A 15984-nucleotide genomic window follows, 5' to 3' on the forward strand; every position below is an offset into this window, starting at 1 on the left:
CCTGAGAGCGGACATTGACTATCCTTGGGCGCTGAGCAGTGCACCCAACACCCAGGGAGATTGGCGATGCCCCGCCCCATGCAACGCGAAAGACGCCGGCTGGCGCTGCACGTGCACATCAGTATCCTGTTCACCTGTCTGCTGCTGTTGACCGGCGCCCTGCTGGGGCTGTTCAACTACCGGCAAACCACACAGATCATCTTCTCCAGCAGCGAAAAACTCTTCGGCAGGGTCCGCGACGATGTACAGCTGGATCTGCAGCACACCTACCAGCCGATTCGTCATCTGCTGAGCCTGCTGGCCATCGACGAACGCACCCAGGCCCTTGCCCTGGAGCAACGGCTGGCACTGCTCAAGCCCTTCACCCAGGCCCTGAACGACAACCCGAACCTGGCGTCGCTGTACCTGGGTTACGCCGATGGCGACTTCTTCATGGTCCGACCGCTGCGCGACAGCGCCCTGCGCGCCTATTTCAAGGCTCCGGAAAATGCCGCCTTCCAGGTCTGGAGCATCGAGCGCGATCCCGGCATCGAAGGGGTCAAATCCGAATCACTGTTCTACGACGCGGCCTTGCAACTGATCAGCCGCCAGGACAATCACCGCGAAGCCTACGATCCCCGCGTACGCGCCTGGTTCAACAGCGCCCTGAAGGACAGCGACCAGATCACCACCGCGCCCTACCTGTTTTTCTCCACCCACAATGTCGGTACCACCCTCGCCCGGCGCGGCAGCGCGAACGTGGTGATCGCCGCCGACCTGACCCTCGCCGACCTGTCCGCGACCCTGGACAAACACAAGGTCACCCCTTCGACCGAAATCGTCCTGTTCGATGAAAACGACAATGCCGTGGCCTACCCCGACTACGCCCGGCTGGTGAGCCACAGCAACGACGCACGCCTGCCCCGGGTCCAGGACCTGAGCCCGATCCTGCGGCGCTTCATGGAACCGGGCAGCAGCACCGACCACCACCTGAGCAGCGCGCACCGGCAATGGATAGTCGCCCGTACGCAACTCGCCGAAGGCGGACCCAAGGGCCTGCAGCTGGCCCTGCTGGTACCGGAAGACGAACTCCTGGCGGACGCCTACCGGATCCGCTGGCAAGGCGCACTGATCACCCTGGCCACCCTGTTGCTGTGCCTGCCCCTCGGCTGGTTGACTTCCAGGCTGCTGGTCAAGCCGTTGCACGCCCTGGTCCAGGAGGCCGATGCGATTCGCAGCTTCAACTTCAACCATCCAGCGACGCCGCGTTCACCGGTGCTGGAAGTCGACCGGCTGGCAACCTCGATGACCCGCATGAAGCAGACCCTGGCGAGCTTCTTCGAAATCGCCTCCAGCCTCTCGGCGCAAACCCGCTTCGATCCGCTGTTGCAACGGGTGCTCGAGGAAACGCTGAAAATCGCCCAGGCCCGGGCCGGGCTGATCTACCTGGTGGACAGCGACAGCCGTCAGCTGGAGGCCCATGCACTGATCATCGACGGCGTCCAGCAGGATCCCCGGCACTTCGATATCCGCAGCGCCGCCGAAGGTGACGAACAACGTCCGGACTGGCTCAAGGCACTCGACCGGCAGGACAACGTGGTCGCCACCCTCGGCTTCGAGCAGGCGGCCGACCTGCAAAAGGTCATGCTCGCCCTGGAAAACCCACGGATTCACCTGATCGGTATCCGCCTGCACAACCGCCATGGCGAAACCGTCGGTGTCCTCGCCCTGCTGCTGCCCGACAGCGGCACCGAGGCCGACATGGAGAACCTGCAACCGGACCGCATCGCCTTTATCAGCGCCATTTCCGGCACCGCGGCCGCCTGCATCGAGAGCCAGCGCCTGCAAGCCCGACAGAAGCAGTTGCTGGACGCGTTCATCCAGTTGCTGGCCGGTGCCATCGATGCCAAGAGCCCTTACACCGGCGGCCACTGCCAACGCGTGCCGGTGCTGACCCTGATGATCGCCGAGGCCGCCGCGGCCAGCCAGACAGCGGCATTCGAGGGCTACCAGCCCACCGAAGACGAATGGGAGGCGCTGCACGTCGCCGCCTGGCTGCATGACTGCGGCAAGGTCACCACCCCCGAATATGTGGTCGACAAAGCCACCAAGCTGGAAACCCTGTACGACCGCATTCACGAAATACGCACCCGCTTCGAAGTGCTCAAGCGCGATGCCTGGGTCGACTATTGGCAAGGTCGGGCGCTGGGTGGCGACGAACCGGTCTTGAGCGAAGAACGTGACGCCAGCCTCAAAGCCCTTGACGAGGACTTTGCCTTTGTCGCCCGCTGCAACCTGGGCGGCGAGGCCATGGCCGAAGCCGATCTGGAGCGCCTGGGACGGATTGCCCGACGCACCTGGACCCGCACGCTGGACGATCGCCTCGGGGTGTCCTGGGAAGAAAACCTGCGTCAGGAACGGCGCCCGGTCGAGCCCCTGCCGACCCTCGAGCCGTTACTCGCGGACAAACCCGAGCACCTGTTCGAACGCAACGAAGCCGAACTGATCCCCGCCGACAACCGCTGGGGTTTTCAGCTCGACGTGCCGCCCTACAAGTTCAATCGGGGGGAGCTGTACAACCTGAGCATTGCCCGCGGCACACTGACCCGCGAAGAGCGCTACATCATCAACCATCACATGGTGCAGACCATCCTGATGCTCGATCAATTGCCGTTTCCCGGGCACCTGACCGCCGTGCCGGAGATCGCCGGCGGCCACCACGAGAAAATGGACGGCACCGGTTACCCCAAGCGCCTGAAGCGCGAACAGATGAGCCTGCCGGCGCGGATGATGGCGATTGCCGATATCTTCGAGGCGCTGACCGCCGCCGATCGCCCGTACAAAAAGGGCAAGACCCTGAGCGAAGCGCTGGGCATCATGGCCGGCATGTGCCGCGATGCCCATATCGACCCGCAATTGTTCGAGCTGTTTATCCGCGAGGAAATCTACCTGGCGTACGCCCGGCAGCACGTCCTGCCCCAGCAGATCGACACGGTGGATGCCGAGTCGCTGCTGGAAAAGGCCGGGCTGGGCGCCTGAGTCGCCTCAGCAGTCGGTCAGGCGCAGGAAAATCGCCGCCAGGTGTTCGATCCCGGCCTGGTCTTCGAGGGTGAAGCGGGCCAGGCGCGGGCTGTCCAGGTCGAGCACGCCGATCAGGCGGCCGTCCTTGACCAGCGGCACGACCAGTTCGCTGTTCGAGGCGCTGTCGCAGGCGATATGCCCGGCAAACGCATGCACGTCTTCGACCCGCTGGGTTTCCAGGGTCGCCGCGGCGGTCCCGCAGACACCCCGGCCGAAAGGGATGCGCACGCAGGCGATCTGGCCCTGAAACGGCCCGAGCACCAGTTCCTCATGGCGATTGAGGTAGAAACCGGCCCAGTTCAGATCATCCAGCTGATTGAACAGGAAGGCCGAGAACTGCGCGGCATTGGCGATGAAGTCCCGCTCGTCCGCCAGCAGCGATTCCAACTGTGCGTGCAACAGGCCATAGCCCTCAAGGCCGGCCCCGGTGTTCTGCAAATCGATCATGGTGCCTGCTCCAGCAACTTCAAACCCACCCAATAGCGGGCAAACTGATAGGCGCAACGGCCGTTGCGATTGCCGCGTCCGGTGGCCCAGCGCACCGCCTGGATATCCAGTTCCTCGTCACGCTGCCAGGCCAGGCCGGCCTTGAGCGCCAACTCGCCGACCCAGTGTTCGACCACGCTGAGGAAGTGCTCCTGGGTAAAGGGGTAGAACGACAGCCACAGGCCGAAACGATCGGACAGGGCGATCTTGTCCTCCACCGCCTCGCTGGGGTGCAGTTCGCCGTCGACGCGCTTCCAGTTCTCGTTGTCGCTCTCTTTTTCCGGCACCAGGTGCCGGCGGTTCGAGGTGGCGTAGAGCAGGACATTGTCCGGGGCCTGTTCGAGGGAACCGTCGAGCACACTCTTGAGCACCCGGTAGTCGCCTTCACCGGCCTCGAAGGACAGGTCATCGCAAAACAGCACGAAACGCTGGGGCAGCTTTTGCAACTGCTCCACCACCCGCGGCAGGTCGGCCAGGTGATCGCGCTCGATCTCGATCAGGCGCAGGCCGGCCTTGGCATGTTCGGCGAGCAGGGCACGCACCAGCGAGGACTTGCCGGTGCCGCGCGAACCCCAGAGCAAGGCATGGTTGGCGGGCAGACCGTCGAGGAACTGGCGGGTGTTGCGCGCCAGTTGTTCGCGTTGCTTGTCGACGCCGATCAGGTCGGACAAGCGCATGTCCAGGCTGACCTCCAGCGGCAACAGATAACCGCTGCGCCCTTCGCGCTGCCAGCGGGCCGCCAGGCAGCCGTTCCAGTCGATGGCCTGGCGCGGGGCCGGCAACAACGGTTCGAGACGGGCGAGCACCGCATCGGCACGCTCAAGAAAGGCATTCAATCGAGAATCCACGACGTTTCCTCAGGCAAGTTCATACGATGATGTCGCGTTGGTGCCGTCGGGCACCGGCAAGCTCTGGCAGACTGCACACCGCGCGTATCGAATCCCCCACTGCCGGTGCACGCATCGAATCAGCTATGCTTGCCGGGCGAAGGGAAAGGAAAGTGGTACACCACCCCATGGATATAAAGTTCACCCACCGCTTGTCCTACAAACAAGCCCGGTTGACGGTGCTGGTCGGCTTCATTCTGGGAACACTGCTCAGTCTGCTGCAAATCGGCATCGATTATGCCAGCGAAAGCGCCTCGATCAACCGTGAAATCCTTTCCCTGCTGGAAATCAGCCACAACCCGGCGTCGAGGATCGCCTACAACATCGACGCCGAACTGGCGCAGGAACTGGCCCTCGGCCTGTTGCACTCGCCGGCGGTGCTGCGTGCGCAGTTGATCGACAACAACAATATGGTCCTGGCCAGCGTCGAGCGACCGCGCCTGGAGGGTAGCTATCGGATGATCAGCGATTGGCTGTTCGGGGCCGATCGCACCTTCGAAGACCGACTTTATCTCAGTCATCTGCCCGACGAATCCCTGGGTACCTTGCACCTTGATATCGACACCTACACCTTCGGCATCCGTTTCCTGCATCGGGCCGAGATCACCCTGCTCAACGGTTTTGTCCGCAGCCTGATCCTCACCATCATCCTTCTCGTGCTGTTCTATACGATGCTGACCAAACCCCTGGTGCGGGTGATCGAGGCGCTCAGCAGCAGCACCCCGGGCCAGTCGAAACAGGCGCGACTGGCCTTTCCTCCCGGCCATGAACACGATGAAATCGGCGTGCTGGTCAAGGTCGCCAACCAGCAATTCGAAAACATGGGCACCGAGATCCAGCAGCGGCGCAGCGCCGAAAACCGCCTGACCGACTACCTCGGCCAACTGGAAAACATCGTCTCGGCGCGCACCACCGAACTCAAGGCCAGCAATGCGCGCCTGAGCCAGTCCAACGAAGAACTGGAAGTGGCGCGACGCACGGCCCTGGACATGGCCCAGGCACGCTCGGCGTTCCTGGCCAACATGAGCCATGAAATCCGCACGCCCCTGAACGGCCTGCTGGGCATGATCGCCCTGTCCCTGGACAGCCAGCTGAACGCCGAGCAGCGCCAGCAGTTGTCGATTGCCCACGACTCCGGCAAGGTCCTGGTGGAGTTGCTCAATGACATCCTCGACCTGTCGAAATTCGACGCCGGGCAGCTGGAGCTGGAACGCATCCCCTTCGACCTCGGCGCCCTGGTCGAGGACACCGCCAACCTGCTCTCGCAAAACGCCGCCCCCAGCGTCGAACTGGCCTGCCTGATCGACCCGCAATTTCCGGCCCTGGTGCTGGGCGACCCGACGCGGGTGCGGCAGATCGTCAGCAACCTGCTGTCCAATGCCCTGAAGTTCACCCGCTTCGGCCGCGTCGATGTACGCCTGAGCGCCCGCGACAATGGCGTGCGCATCGAAATCTGCGACACCGGCATCGGCATCGCCCAGGAAGCCCAGGCCAAGATCTTCCAGCCCTTCACCCAGGCCGGCGCTGGCATCACCCGCCAGTTCGGCGGCACCGGCCTGGGGCTGACCCTGACCTACAACCTGTGCGAGGCCATGAAAGGCCGCCTGACGATCAGTTCCGAAGTCGGCTTCGGCAGCCAGTTCTGCGCTGAACTGCCATTGCCCGGGCACACGCCGGCCGCGACACTCCGACGCCTCACCGGCAAGGTCATCGCCGTGACGTCGAGCACCAGCGGCCTGAGCGAGCTGCTCGGCAACCAGCTTCCGGTCTGGGGCCTGGACTACCAGCGCTACGGGCTGGACGACAGCCTCGCGGGTGTCAGCCCCGACCTGCTGATCACCGACTGCCCGGAATGCCTGTTCGGCCTGCGGCCGGCGATCAGCGCGCCGATCCTGCTGGTCACCGCCTATGGCAACTTCATGCCCACCGAACAGGCCAATGCCCTCGTCCCGCTGCAACAGCAGGCCCGGCCACTGGCGCGCAACGCGCTGTACCAGACCCTGGCGCGCATCCTGCTGCCCGACGACCCGGCCGAGCTCAACGTCCAGCCCCGTGACAACCAGCCACTACGTCGGGCGCGCATCCTGTTGGTGGAAGACAATCCGGTCAATCAACTGGTAGCCAAGGGCATGCTCGGCAAGCTCGGCTGCGAAGTGACGGTTGCCGCCCATGGCGGCGAGGCGCTGAACCAGCTGGAACAGCAGGTCTTCGATCTGGTGCTGATGGATTGCAATATGCCGGTCATGGACGGTTACGAAGCCAGCCGGCAGATACGTCGCAGCGGGCGCTGGCCGAACCTGCCGATCGTGGCGCTGACGGCCAACGCCATGCCCGAGGAGCGTGAGCGCTGCCGGGCCGCGGGCATGAGCGATTACCTGGCCAAGCCTTTCCGCCGGGAAGAGCTGATTGCCCTGCTCGAACAGTGGGTACCGGCTACAGCGGCTTGAGTTGGGCCAGCAACTGGTCGAGACCGTCGCGCAGTTCATCCAGCCGGGTCAGATCGACACCGCTGTCGCAGAGCAGGCGGGCCTTGATCGGCAACACCTGCGCGCGCAGGGCCACACCGGCGGGACTCAGGCTCAGGTGCACTTCGCGCTCGTCAAGGGCCGAACGGCGGCGCTGCACCAACGCCAGTTGCTCGAGGCGCTTGAGCAGCGGCGTCAGCGTCCCCGAGTCCAGCAGCAGGCGCTCACCCAGGGCCTTGACCGTCGGTTGCGCCGGCGCGCCGTCGTGCCACTCCCACAGCACCAGCATCGCCAGGTACTGTGGATAAGTCAGGCCCAACTGCTCCAGCATCGGCTTGTAGCCTCGAATCACCGCCCGAGAAGCGGCGTAGAGCTTGAAGCAGAGCTGGGAGTCGAGGCTCAGCGAATCGCTGGACAGGTCGTTCATTTAAGCAGGGCTTCGATCTCGCGGGTGAGGTTCTCGGGCTTGGTGGTGGGCGCGAAACGTTTCACCAGGCGACCGTCCTTGCCGATCAGGAACTTGGTGAAGTTCCACTTGATGCCCTGGGACCAGAGCAGCCCCGGCGCGCGCTTCTTCAACTGGACGAACAACGGGTGGGCGCCGTCGCCGTTGACATCGATCTTCTTGAACAGCGGGAAACTGACGCCGTAGTTCAACTCGCAGAACTCGGAAATCGCCCCTTCGTTTCCCGGTTCCTGCTTGCCGAACTGGTTGCAGGGGAAACCGAGTACCACCAGCCCCTGGTCCTTGTAGGACTGCCAGAGTTGCTCAAGCCCTTTGTACTGCGGGGTAAAGCCGCATTTGCTGGCGGTGTTGACCACCAGGATCGCCTTGCCGGCGAAGTCACCCAGGGTCTTTTGCTCACCCTTGATGGTGGTGCAAGGGATGTTCAGCAGGTTATCGCTCATGACAGTTCCTCCAATGAATGCCGAACAAGATAGCGAGCAATTGAATTGCACACAATTTAATAACCAGGGTTGATGGCCTCTTATAAGCCACCACCACACAGTTTCCCCCACCAGGCCTGGCGCGGGCCCCGAATTCCGGGACACCGCGCCAAGACCGGACTCAGCCCCGCGGTACCAGATCCAGGCACACGGAGTTGATGCAGTAGCGCAAGCCGGTCGGCGGCGGACCGTCGGGAAACACATGGCCCAGGTGCGCGTCGCATTTTGCGCAGACCACTTCGGTGCGGATCATGCCGTGGCTGACATCGCGGATCTCGACCATCGCACTGTCGCCGATCGGCTGGTAGAAGCTCGGCCAGCCGCAGCCGGAGTCGAATTTGGCCCGGGAATCGAACAGCGGCTCATTGCAGCAGATGCAATGATAGACCCCATCGGTTTTGGTGCCGTTGTATTTGCCCGAAAACGGCCGTTCGGTGCCTTTGAGCCGGCACACGTTGTACTGCTCCGGGTCGAGCATGGCGCGCCATTCGTCCAGGGTCTTTTCCAACTTTTCCATCGTTACACCTCGGCGGCTGAAAAACCCCGATCTGTATCTTTTCCACGGATCGGGCGGCACGTATGATTGCGCCTCGTCAAACGCCAGTCTGGCACCCGCGTCCGACGCATTCAAACGGATTTTCCTAGCCGGCGGCCGGGGACCACGGGACGAGGTGAAAACGCAGTATTGCCATAGCGGCCTCGACGAGACCGTCTGGATCGTCCATTTTCAGGATCACATCGCCATGCAGGTCAGCAAATCGAACAAGCTCGCCAACGTCTGCTACGACATTCGCGGCCCAGTGCTCAAGCACGCCAAACGCCTGGAAGAGGAAGGCCATCGCATCCTCAAGCTGAACATCGGCAACCCGGCGCCCTTCGGTTTCGAAGCCCCGGACGAAATTCTCCAGGACGTGATCCGCAACCTGCCGACCGCACAGGGCTACAGTGACTCCAAGGGCCTGTTCAGCGCTCGCAAGGCGATCATGCAGTACTACCAGCAGAAACAGGTCGAAGGTGTCGGCATCGAAGACATCTACCTGGGCAATGGCGTGTCCGAGCTGATCGTGATGTCCATGCAGGCCCTGCTCAACAATGGCGACGAAGTGCTGATCCCGGCACCGGACTACCCGCTGTGGACCGCCGCCGTGACCCTGTCCGGCGGTAGCCCGGTGCACTACCTGTGCGACGAACAGGCCAACTGGTGGCCGGACCTGGCCGACATCAAGGCCAAGATCACCCCCAATACCAAGGCCCTGGTGATCATCAACCCGAACAACCCGACCGGTTCGGTGTATTCCAGGGAAGTCCTGCTGGGCATGCTCGAACTGGCCCGCCAGCACAACCTCGTGGTCTTTTCCGACGAGATCTACGACAAGATCCTCTACGACGACGCCGTCCACGTCTGCACCGCTTCCCTGGCGCCGGACCTGCTGTGCATGACCTTCAACGGCCTGTCCAAGTCCTATCGGGTCGCGGGTTTCCGCTCCGGCTGGGTGGCGATCTCCGGTCCCAAGCACAATGCCCAGAGCTACATCGAAGGCATCGACATCCTGGCCAGCATGCGCCTGTGCGCCAACGTGCCGAGCCAGCACGCGATCCAGACCGCCCTCGGCGGCTACCAGAGCATCAACGACCTGGTACTGCCGCCCGGCCGCCTGCTGGAACAACGCAACCGCACCTGGGAACTGCTCAACGACATTCCCGGTGTCAGCTGCGTGAAACCCATGGGCGCGCTCTACGCCTTCCCGCGGATCGACCCGAAAGTCTGCCCGATCCTCAACGACGAGAAGTTCGTCCTCGACCTGCTGATGTCGGAAAAGCTGCTGGTGGTCCAGGGCACCGCGTTCAACTGGCCGTGGCCCGATCACTTCCGTGTGGTCACCCTGCCGCGGGTGGATGACCTGGAACAGGCGATCGGGCGTATCGGCTCGTTCCTGAAAACCTACCGCCAGTAATTTCCTACACCTTCCTGCGACTCATCCGCGAGTCGCAGGAAAGCGCGTTCCCCCCATTTCTTTTTGTATGTCTTTGCGTCAGCATGCCGCCGACCCGGGAAACACCTTCACTGCGAGCGTACAGCCCGGTTTCAAAGGGGCTGGCAGCACTGTGACGCCTCGGGAATCCAAGCCCCCCATTAGGAAATGACTGGCAAGCGGCTAGAATCAAGCTGTAGGACACAGTTTGAAATAGTCACCCGGTTGAATAGGTCGCAGCCGCACCTTATATACCCCGCATGACGCTACATCTTTAGCTGAGGAGAAACTTTCAACCATGATGCGCATACTGCTGTTCTTGGCCACTAACCTGGCGGTCGTGCTGATTGCCAGCATCACCCTGAGCCTTTTCGGCTTCAACGGGTTCATGGCGGCCAACGGGGTTGATCTCAACCTCAATCAGCTGCTGGTCTTCTGTGCGGTCTTTGGTTTCGCGGGTTCGCTGTTCTCGCTGTTCATCTCCAAGTGGATGGCGAAGATGAGCACCGGCACCCAGCTCATCACCCAGCCTCGTACCCGCCATGAACAATGGCTGCTGCAAACCGTCGAGCAACTGTCCCGCGACGCCGGGATCAAGATGCCCGAGGTGGGTATCTTCCCGGCCTACGAGGCGAACGCCTTCGCCACCGGCTGGAACAAGAACGACGCGCTGGTCGCGGTCAGCCAGGGCCTGCTGGAACGCTTCTCGCCCGATGAAGTGAAGGCCGTACTGGCCCACGAGATCGGCCACGTGGCCAATGGCGACATGGTCACCCTGGCCCTGGTGCAGGGCGTGGTGAACACCTTCGTGATGTTCTTCGCACGGATCATCGGCAACTTCGTCGACAAGGTCATCTTCAAGAACGAAGAGGGCCAGGGCATCGCCTACTACGTGGCGACCATCTTCGCCGAACTGGTCCTGGGCTTCCTGGCCAGCGCCATCGTCATGTGGTTCTCGCGCAAGCGTGAGTTCCGCGCCGACGAAGCCGGTGCCAGCCTGGCCGGTACCGCCGCGATGATCGGCGCCCTGCAACGTCTGCGCTCGGAACAGGGCCTGCCGGTGCACATGCCCGACACCCTGAACGCCTTCGGTATCAACGGCGGCCTGAAACAGGGCCTGGCGAAGATGTTCATGAGCCACCCGCCGCTGGAAGAGCGTATCGAAGCCCTTCGCCGTCGCGGCTGATAGCCACACGAGTGGGGGCGACGACTGTGGGAGCGGAGCTTGCCCGCGAAGCTTTTAGCGGTCTCAAGGGCCTCTTCGCGGGCAAGCACCGCTCCCACAATTAACACGGCGCTTCCAGAATCATCGCAGGCTTACCTGCTTCCTACGAAACCTTTTCCAACCGGTAGACCCGCTCATCGAGCCGCGTCACACCGGCCTGGAGAAACTTCCAGCTTTCACCGAGCACATCCTGCTCATCCTCCACCTGAAGCTGCCACTGTGGCTCCAGCAAACGCCGGACCTCACCATCGAGCAAGGCGAACGGCGGCCCGTCGAGCTGGGTCTGGTCGTAGTCGAGGGTAATCAGCAAGCCCTGGGTACCCACCGCCAGTACCGCGTTCAAATGCGCGGTATAACGCTCGCGCATCGGTGGTGGCAGGGCGATCAGCGCCGCCCGATCATACAGCCCCACGCAGTCGGCGACGTTTTCTACCGTCAAGGCGAAGAAATCCCCGCACCAGAGCTCCAGCGGACCCGCCTCATACACCATGAACTCACCCTGTCGGCGTATCAGCGGCTTGAGCTGCTGCTCGGCAAAAAAAGCCTCCACGGCCTTCTCCGACAGCTCCACCCCCAGGACCCGCAGGCCCTGGGCCGCCAGCCAGGCCAGGTCGAGGCTCTTGCCACACAAGGGCACCAGCACTCGCGCTTCTATCGGCAGTGCCAGGTCGGGCCAGAAGCGCTGCAGATGGGGATTGACCTGTTCCAGGTGAAAGCCGATCTGGTTGTGTTCCCAACGCTTGTGCCAAAATTCCGGTTGCATAGGTTCACCCTGAAAATTCGATCAAAAAGCACTAAAACTTATATTAGATTTAGATCAATGATCTGACTGAAGATGGCGTCATCTTAAACTTGACGCTCAGGACTTTCATTATGCTCCCCAGCCTGTTCATCTCCCACGGTTCGCCCATGCTGGCCCTCGACCCCGGCGCCAGCGGCCCGGCCCTGGCCCGTCTGGCGGCCGAGCTGCCGCGACCGAAGGCCATCGTCATCGTCTCGGCCCACTGGGAAAGCCAGGACCTGCGGGTCAGCAGCAACCCGCGGCCGGAAACCTGGCACGACTTCGGTGGTTTTCCACGGGAACTGTTCGCCGTGCAATACCCGGCGCCCGGCGAACCGCAGTTGGCCGCCGAGATTGTCGCCCTGCTCAACGCCGACGGCCTGAGCGCCCGCCTCGATGAGCAGCGTCCATTCGACCATGGGGTCTGGGTACCGCTGTCGCTGATGTACCCGCAAGCCGATATCCCGGTGGTCCAGGTGTCCTTGCCGAGCCGCATGGGCCCTGCCCTGCAAACGCGCATCGGGCATGCCCTCGGCGGCCTGCGGGCCCAGGGCATCCTGCTGATCGGCTCCGGCAGCATCACCCATAACCTCGGTGAACTGGACTGGCATGCCGGGCCCAACAGCATCGAGCCGTGGGCCAAGGCCTTCCGCGACTGGATGGTCGACAAACTCGCCGCCGATGACGAAGCCGCCCTGCATGACTACCGCAAACAGGCGCCCTACGCCGTGCGCAGCCACCCCAGTGACGAGCACCTGCTGCCCCTGTATTTCGCCCGTGGCGCCGGCGGCCAGATGAGCATTGCCCACAAGGGGTTCACCATGGGCGCGCTGGGCATGGACATCTATCGCTTCGCCTGACCCTCATCCGCCGCACCAACCAGCAGGCAAAAAAAATCCCCGAACCAGTCGGGGATTTTTTATCGATCAATCAACCCGGGGGCTGATCAATCTTCGCGGTAGCGACGCAGCTTGAGCTGCTTGCCAGCCACGCGGGTGTCCTTCAGCTTGGTCAGCAGACGCTCCAGACCATCTTCCGGCAGTTCCACCAGGCTGAAGCTGTCACGCACCTGGATGCGACCGATCGCTTCACGCGCCAGGCCACCCTCGTTGAGGATAGCGCCCAGCAGGTTCTTGGCGGCGATACCGTCACGCGCGCCCAGCGCGGTACGGCAGCGGGCACGGCCTTCGGCCAATGGCACCGGCGCACGACGCTCACGATCGCTACGCTCAGGACGGTCACCGGAACGCTCCGGACGATCGCCACGTGGCGCATTGTTCGGCACCAGCGGACGCTCTTTCTCGATCGCCCCCAGGGTCAGCGCCTGGCCATTGGTGGCCTTGCGCAGCAGGGCCGCGGCCAGGGCACGCGGGCTGCAACCGATGTCGGTGGTCAGGCGATCCAGCAGTTCGCCGTGGGTCGACTCAGCATCAGCGACCAGCGGCGACAGGCTGTTGGTCAGTTTCTTGATGCGTGCATCGAGAACAGCCTGGGCATCCGGCAGGCGGACTTCGGCCACTTTCTGACCGGTTACACGCTCGATCACTTGCAGCATGCGGCGCTCACGCGGCGTCACCAGCAACAGCGCACGACCTTCGCGACCGGCACGGCCGGTACGGCCGATACGGTGAACGTAGGACTCCGGGTCGTACGGCATGTCGACGTTGAATACGTGGGTGATACGCGGAACGTCCAGGCCACGTGCGGCAACGTCGGTCGCCACAACGATGTCCAGACGGCCATCCTTGAGGGAGTCGATCACGCGCTCACGCTGGTTCTGGGCGATGTCACCGTTCAGCGCAGCGGCTTTGTAGCCTTTGGCTTCCAGGGCACTGGCCAGGTCCAGGGTCGCTTGCTTGGTGCGCACGAACATGATCAGGGCGTCGAAATCCTCGACTTCCAGCAGGCTCAGCACAGCCGAGGTCTTCTGGTCGGCGTGAACCAACAGGTGAGCCTGTTCGATCGCGGTAACGGTCTGGGTCTTGGTCTGGATCTTGACGTGTTGCGGATCGCGCAGGTGGCGTTCAGCAATGGCACGGATCGACTGCGGCAGGGTTGCCGAGAACAAAACGGTCTGACGGGTTGCCGGCAGGGACTTGAAGATGACTTCCAGGTCGTCCATGAAGCCGAGCTTGAGCATTTCGTCCGCTTCATCGAGAACCAGGTGGTTCACGGTGGCCAGGACTTTTTCGTCACGACGCAGGTGGTCGCACAGACGGCCCGGAGTGGCGACAACAATCTGTGCGCCATTACGGATTGCTTTCAGTTGTGGGCCCATGGGCGCGCCGCCGTAAACGGCCACAACGGTAACGCCCGGCATTTGCTTGGCGTAGGTTTCGAAAGCGGTTGCTACTTGCAACGCCAACTCACGGGTTGGCGCCAGGATCAGGGCTTGCGGTTCGCGCTTAGCAGGATCGATGCGATGCAGGATCGGCAGGGCGAACGCAGCGGTTTTACCCGTACCGGTTTGCGCCTGGCCAATCATGTCGTGGCCGGCCATGATGATCGGGATCGATTGCTGCTGGATAGCCGAAGGCTCTTCGTAGCCAGTCGCGGTGACGGCTGCAAGAATATTCGGATTAAGATTAAAAGCGGCGAAGCCGCCGATTTCCTGGGTCATGGGTCTGCCTCTAAGTGCATCCGCAAAGACCCATGCTCCAAAGCTGCGCATGCCTTGTAAGACTCTGAGAGTCACCCTGGCAGCTTTGTCGGCGGGGATTTGCGAAAACGATTGAATGAAAGAATCGTCAAGGATAGTCCGCATGGCGGACAGCAGCCGAAGCTGACTTCGGGGAATTGCATTACCTAAACGCGGCCCGGTTAAAGGCCGGCGCGCACTATACCGGAATTGACGAAAAAAGGGAGATTTATTTATCTCGAAATACCGCTGTACGCCTCTCTATGGCGGGCTTTGCAGATAATCGAGGGAAGGCTTGCCTCTGGCCCGCCTTGCCGGGCGGGCCTGGCGACTTAAACGGTTCACTCGTCGGAATTCAGAACACCACACACCTTGTAGGAGCATGGCTTGCCAGCGAAGGCGTCCTTGACGCCAAAAGCTTCGCTGGCAAGCCATGCTCCTTACAGGTCGGTGTCCGTTCTTCAGATCCTGGCAGCGAACAAGGCCTGATGCGCCCGGCACTGCTCGGCCGTGAGCATGAACACGCCATGCCCGCCCCGCTCGAAGTCCAGCCAGGCAAAGTCCACCTCGGGGTACAACGCCTCGACATGCACCTGGCTGTTACCGACCTCGACAATCAGCAGGCCCTTCTCGGTCAGATGGTCCGCCGCCTCGGCCAGCATCCGCCGTACCAGGTTCAGGCCGTCTTCGCCACAGGCCAGGCCCAGCTCGGGTTCGTGCTGGTATTCCTCCGGCATGTCGGCAAAATCCTCGGCATCCACATAAGGAGGATTGGACACGATCAGGTCGAAACGCTGGCCGGGCAGACCGTCGAAGCCATCGCCCTGGACCGTGAACACCCGCTCATCGACGCCATGGCGCTCGATATTCTGGTTGGCCACTTCCAATGCTTCGAACGACAGGTCGGCCAACACCACTTCCGCCTGCTGGAACTCATAGGCACAGGCGATACCGATGCAACCGGAGCCGGTGCACAGGTCGAGAATCCGCGCCGGCTCGTTTGCCAGCCACGGAGCGAAGCGGCCTTCGATCAACTCGCCAATCGGCGAACGCGGAATCAGCACCCGCTCGTCGACGATAAACGACATGCCGCAGAACCATGCCTCACCCAGCAGGTAGGCGGTGGGCACACGGTCTTCGATGCGACGCTTGAGCAGGTGTTGCACGTGGCTCAGCTCATCGTCTTCCAGGCGGCAGTCGAGGTAGCTGTCGGCGATTTCCCAAGGCAGGTGCAAGGCCCCCAGGACCAATTGACGCGCCTCGTCCCAGGCATTGTCGGTGCCATGGCCGAAAAACAGATCCGCGCCATGAAAGCGGCTGACAGCCCAACGAATATGGTCGCGCAGCGTGCGCAGGCGGGAAGTGATCACGGCGGTAGGCTCCTGGAAAAAACGACGGGCGATTCTAACAGCCAAACCGCGACCCGGTGAAAATAAGGCCAAAAGACATCATCGCGTGCCGTTTCGCGCGCCGGCAAACAACCCTTGACACGGCTACAGCCCAGTAACCACGCCGCCTGCA

13 protein-coding genes are annotated in these 15984 nt (G+C 62.6%); 5 read left to right on the forward strand and 8 right to left on the reverse strand.

Going from position 1 to position 15984, the window contains the following annotated elements; genetic code table 11:
* Positions 1–66 precede the first annotated feature (66 nt).
* Positions 67–3018 carry an HD domain-containing phosphohydrolase gene (locus CWE01_RS11260; protein WP_100940605.1) on the forward strand — a complete coding sequence of 984 codons (2952 nt, stop codon included), beginning with the start codon at positions 67–69 and terminating at the stop codon, positions 3016–3018.
* Positions 3019–3024: 6 nt separating this feature from the next.
* On the opposite strand, the gene CWE01_RS11265 is transcribed toward CWE01_RS11260, so the two are convergent.
* Positions 3025–3507, reverse strand: a complete 483-nt coding sequence (locus CWE01_RS11265) for a GAF domain-containing protein (protein WP_100940606.1) — start codon at positions 3505–3507, stop codon at positions 3025–3027.
* Positions 3504–4394 (reverse strand): ATP-binding protein, encoded by an 891-nt coding sequence (locus tag CWE01_RS11270; protein WP_100940607.1) that lies wholly within the window; start codon positions 4392–4394, stop codon positions 3504–3506. Before CWE01_RS11270 ends, CWE01_RS11265 begins: the two co-directional genes overlap by 4 nt.
* 167 nt (positions 4395–4561) lie before the next feature.
* On the opposite strand from CWE01_RS11270, the gene CWE01_RS11275 reads away from it, so the two are divergent.
* Complete coding sequence (locus CWE01_RS11275) at positions 4562–6880, forward strand: response regulator (RefSeq protein WP_100940608.1); 2319 nt, start codon at positions 4562–4564, stop codon at positions 6878–6880.
* Here the strand turns inward: CWE01_RS11275 and CWE01_RS11280 are convergent.
* The 3 genes from CWE01_RS11280 to msrB form a co-directional block, all read right to left on the reverse strand.
* Complete coding sequence (locus CWE01_RS11280; protein WP_100940609.1) at positions 6867–7325, reverse strand: MarR family winged helix-turn-helix transcriptional regulator; 459 nt, start codon at positions 7323–7325, stop codon at positions 6867–6869. The genes CWE01_RS11275 and CWE01_RS11280 overlap by 14 nt on opposite strands.
* The gene (locus tag CWE01_RS11285) at positions 7322–7807 is read right to left on the reverse strand and encodes a glutathione peroxidase (protein WP_100940610.1); all 486 of its coding nucleotides are present in this window, start codon (positions 7805–7807) and stop codon (positions 7322–7324) included. The genes CWE01_RS11280 and CWE01_RS11285 overlap by 4 nt, the downstream gene beginning before the upstream one ends.
* Before the next feature lie 160 nt (positions 7808–7967).
* Entirely contained in the window at positions 7968–8363 is a 396-nt protein-coding gene (gene msrB, locus CWE01_RS11290; RefSeq protein WP_100940611.1) for a peptide-methionine (R)-S-oxide reductase MsrB, read from the reverse strand.
* A gap of 226 nt (positions 8364–8589) precedes the next feature.
* On the opposite strand from msrB, the gene CWE01_RS11295 reads away from it, so the two are divergent.
* Both CWE01_RS11295 and htpX read left to right on the forward strand, forming a co-directional pair.
* Positions 8590–9801, forward strand: coding sequence for a pyridoxal phosphate-dependent aminotransferase (locus tag CWE01_RS11295; RefSeq protein ID WP_100940612.1), 1212 nt, complete (start codon positions 8590–8592; stop codon positions 9799–9801).
* A gap of 316 nt (positions 9802–10117) precedes the next feature.
* Complete coding sequence (gene htpX, locus CWE01_RS11300) at positions 10118–11005, forward strand: protease HtpX (RefSeq protein WP_100940613.1); 888 nt, start codon at positions 10118–10120, stop codon at positions 11003–11005.
* A 142-nt stretch (positions 11006–11147) separates the two neighbouring features.
* On the opposite strand, the gene CWE01_RS11305 is transcribed toward htpX, so the two are convergent.
* On the reverse strand, positions 11148–11807 hold the full coding sequence (locus CWE01_RS11305) for a thiopurine S-methyltransferase (protein ID WP_100940614.1): 660 nt from the start codon (positions 11805–11807) through the stop codon (positions 11148–11150).
* Between the two features lie 110 nt (positions 11808–11917).
* Here CWE01_RS11305 and CWE01_RS11310 point away from each other — a divergent pair, with 110 nt between their 5' ends.
* Positions 11918–12685, forward strand: coding sequence for a class III extradiol ring-cleavage dioxygenase (locus CWE01_RS11310; RefSeq protein ID WP_100940615.1), 768 nt, complete (start codon positions 11918–11920; stop codon positions 12683–12685).
* Positions 12686–12771: 86 nt separating this feature from the next.
* On the opposite strand, the gene CWE01_RS11315 is transcribed toward CWE01_RS11310, so the two are convergent.
* Together CWE01_RS11315 and prmB are read right to left on the reverse strand one after the other, a co-directional pair.
* The gene (locus tag CWE01_RS11315) at positions 12772–14445 is read right to left on the reverse strand and encodes a DEAD/DEAH box helicase (RefSeq protein ID WP_100940616.1); all 1674 of its coding nucleotides are present in this window, start codon (positions 14443–14445) and stop codon (positions 12772–12774) included.
* A 479-nt stretch (positions 14446–14924) separates the two neighbouring features.
* A complete protein-coding gene (prmB, locus tag CWE01_RS11325) occupies positions 14925–15833 on the reverse strand; it encodes a 50S ribosomal protein L3 N(5)-glutamine methyltransferase (protein WP_100940617.1) in 909 nt (302 codons plus the stop codon).
* Positions 15834–15984: the final 151 nt, after the last annotated feature.

The organism is Pseudomonas sp. QS1027 (assembly GCF_002814235.1).
In the GTDB taxonomy this organism is placed as follows: domain Bacteria; phylum Pseudomonadota; class Gammaproteobacteria; order Pseudomonadales; family Pseudomonadaceae; genus Aquipseudomonas.

Coding starts and splice junctions, on each gene's coding strand:
- CWE01_RS11260 (WP_100940605.1), top strand. CDS start 67: ATGCCCCGCCCCATGCAACGCGAAAGACGCCGGCTGGCGCTGCACGTG.
- CWE01_RS11265 (WP_100940606.1), bottom strand. CDS start 3,507: ATGATCGATTTGCAGAACACCGGGGCCGGCCTTGAGGGCTATGGCCTG.
- CWE01_RS11275 (WP_100940608.1), top strand. CDS start 4,562: ATGGATATAAAGTTCACCCACCGCTTGTCCTACAAACAAGCCCGGTTG.
- CWE01_RS11280 (WP_100940609.1), bottom strand. CDS start 7,325: ATGAACGACCTGTCCAGCGATTCGCTGAGCCTCGACTCCCAGCTCTGC.
- CWE01_RS11285 (WP_100940610.1), bottom strand. CDS start 7,807: ATGAGCGATAACCTGCTGAACATCCCTTGCACCACCATCAAGGGTGAG.
- msrB (WP_100940611.1), bottom strand. CDS start 8,363: ATGGAAAAGTTGGAAAAGACCCTGGACGAATGGCGCGCCATGCTCGAC.
- CWE01_RS11295 (WP_100940612.1), top strand. CDS start 8,590: ATGCAGGTCAGCAAATCGAACAAGCTCGCCAACGTCTGCTACGACATT.
- htpX (WP_100940613.1), top strand. CDS start 10,118: ATGATGCGCATACTGCTGTTCTTGGCCACTAACCTGGCGGTCGTGCTG.
- CWE01_RS11305 (WP_100940614.1), bottom strand. CDS start 11,807: ATGCAACCGGAATTTTGGCACAAGCGTTGGGAACACAACCAGATCGGC.
- CWE01_RS11310 (WP_100940615.1), top strand. CDS start 11,918: ATGCTCCCCAGCCTGTTCATCTCCCACGGTTCGCCCATGCTGGCCCTC.
- CWE01_RS11315 (WP_100940616.1), bottom strand. CDS start 14,445: ATGACCCAGGAAATCGGCGGCTTCGCCGCTTTTAATCTTAATCCGAAT.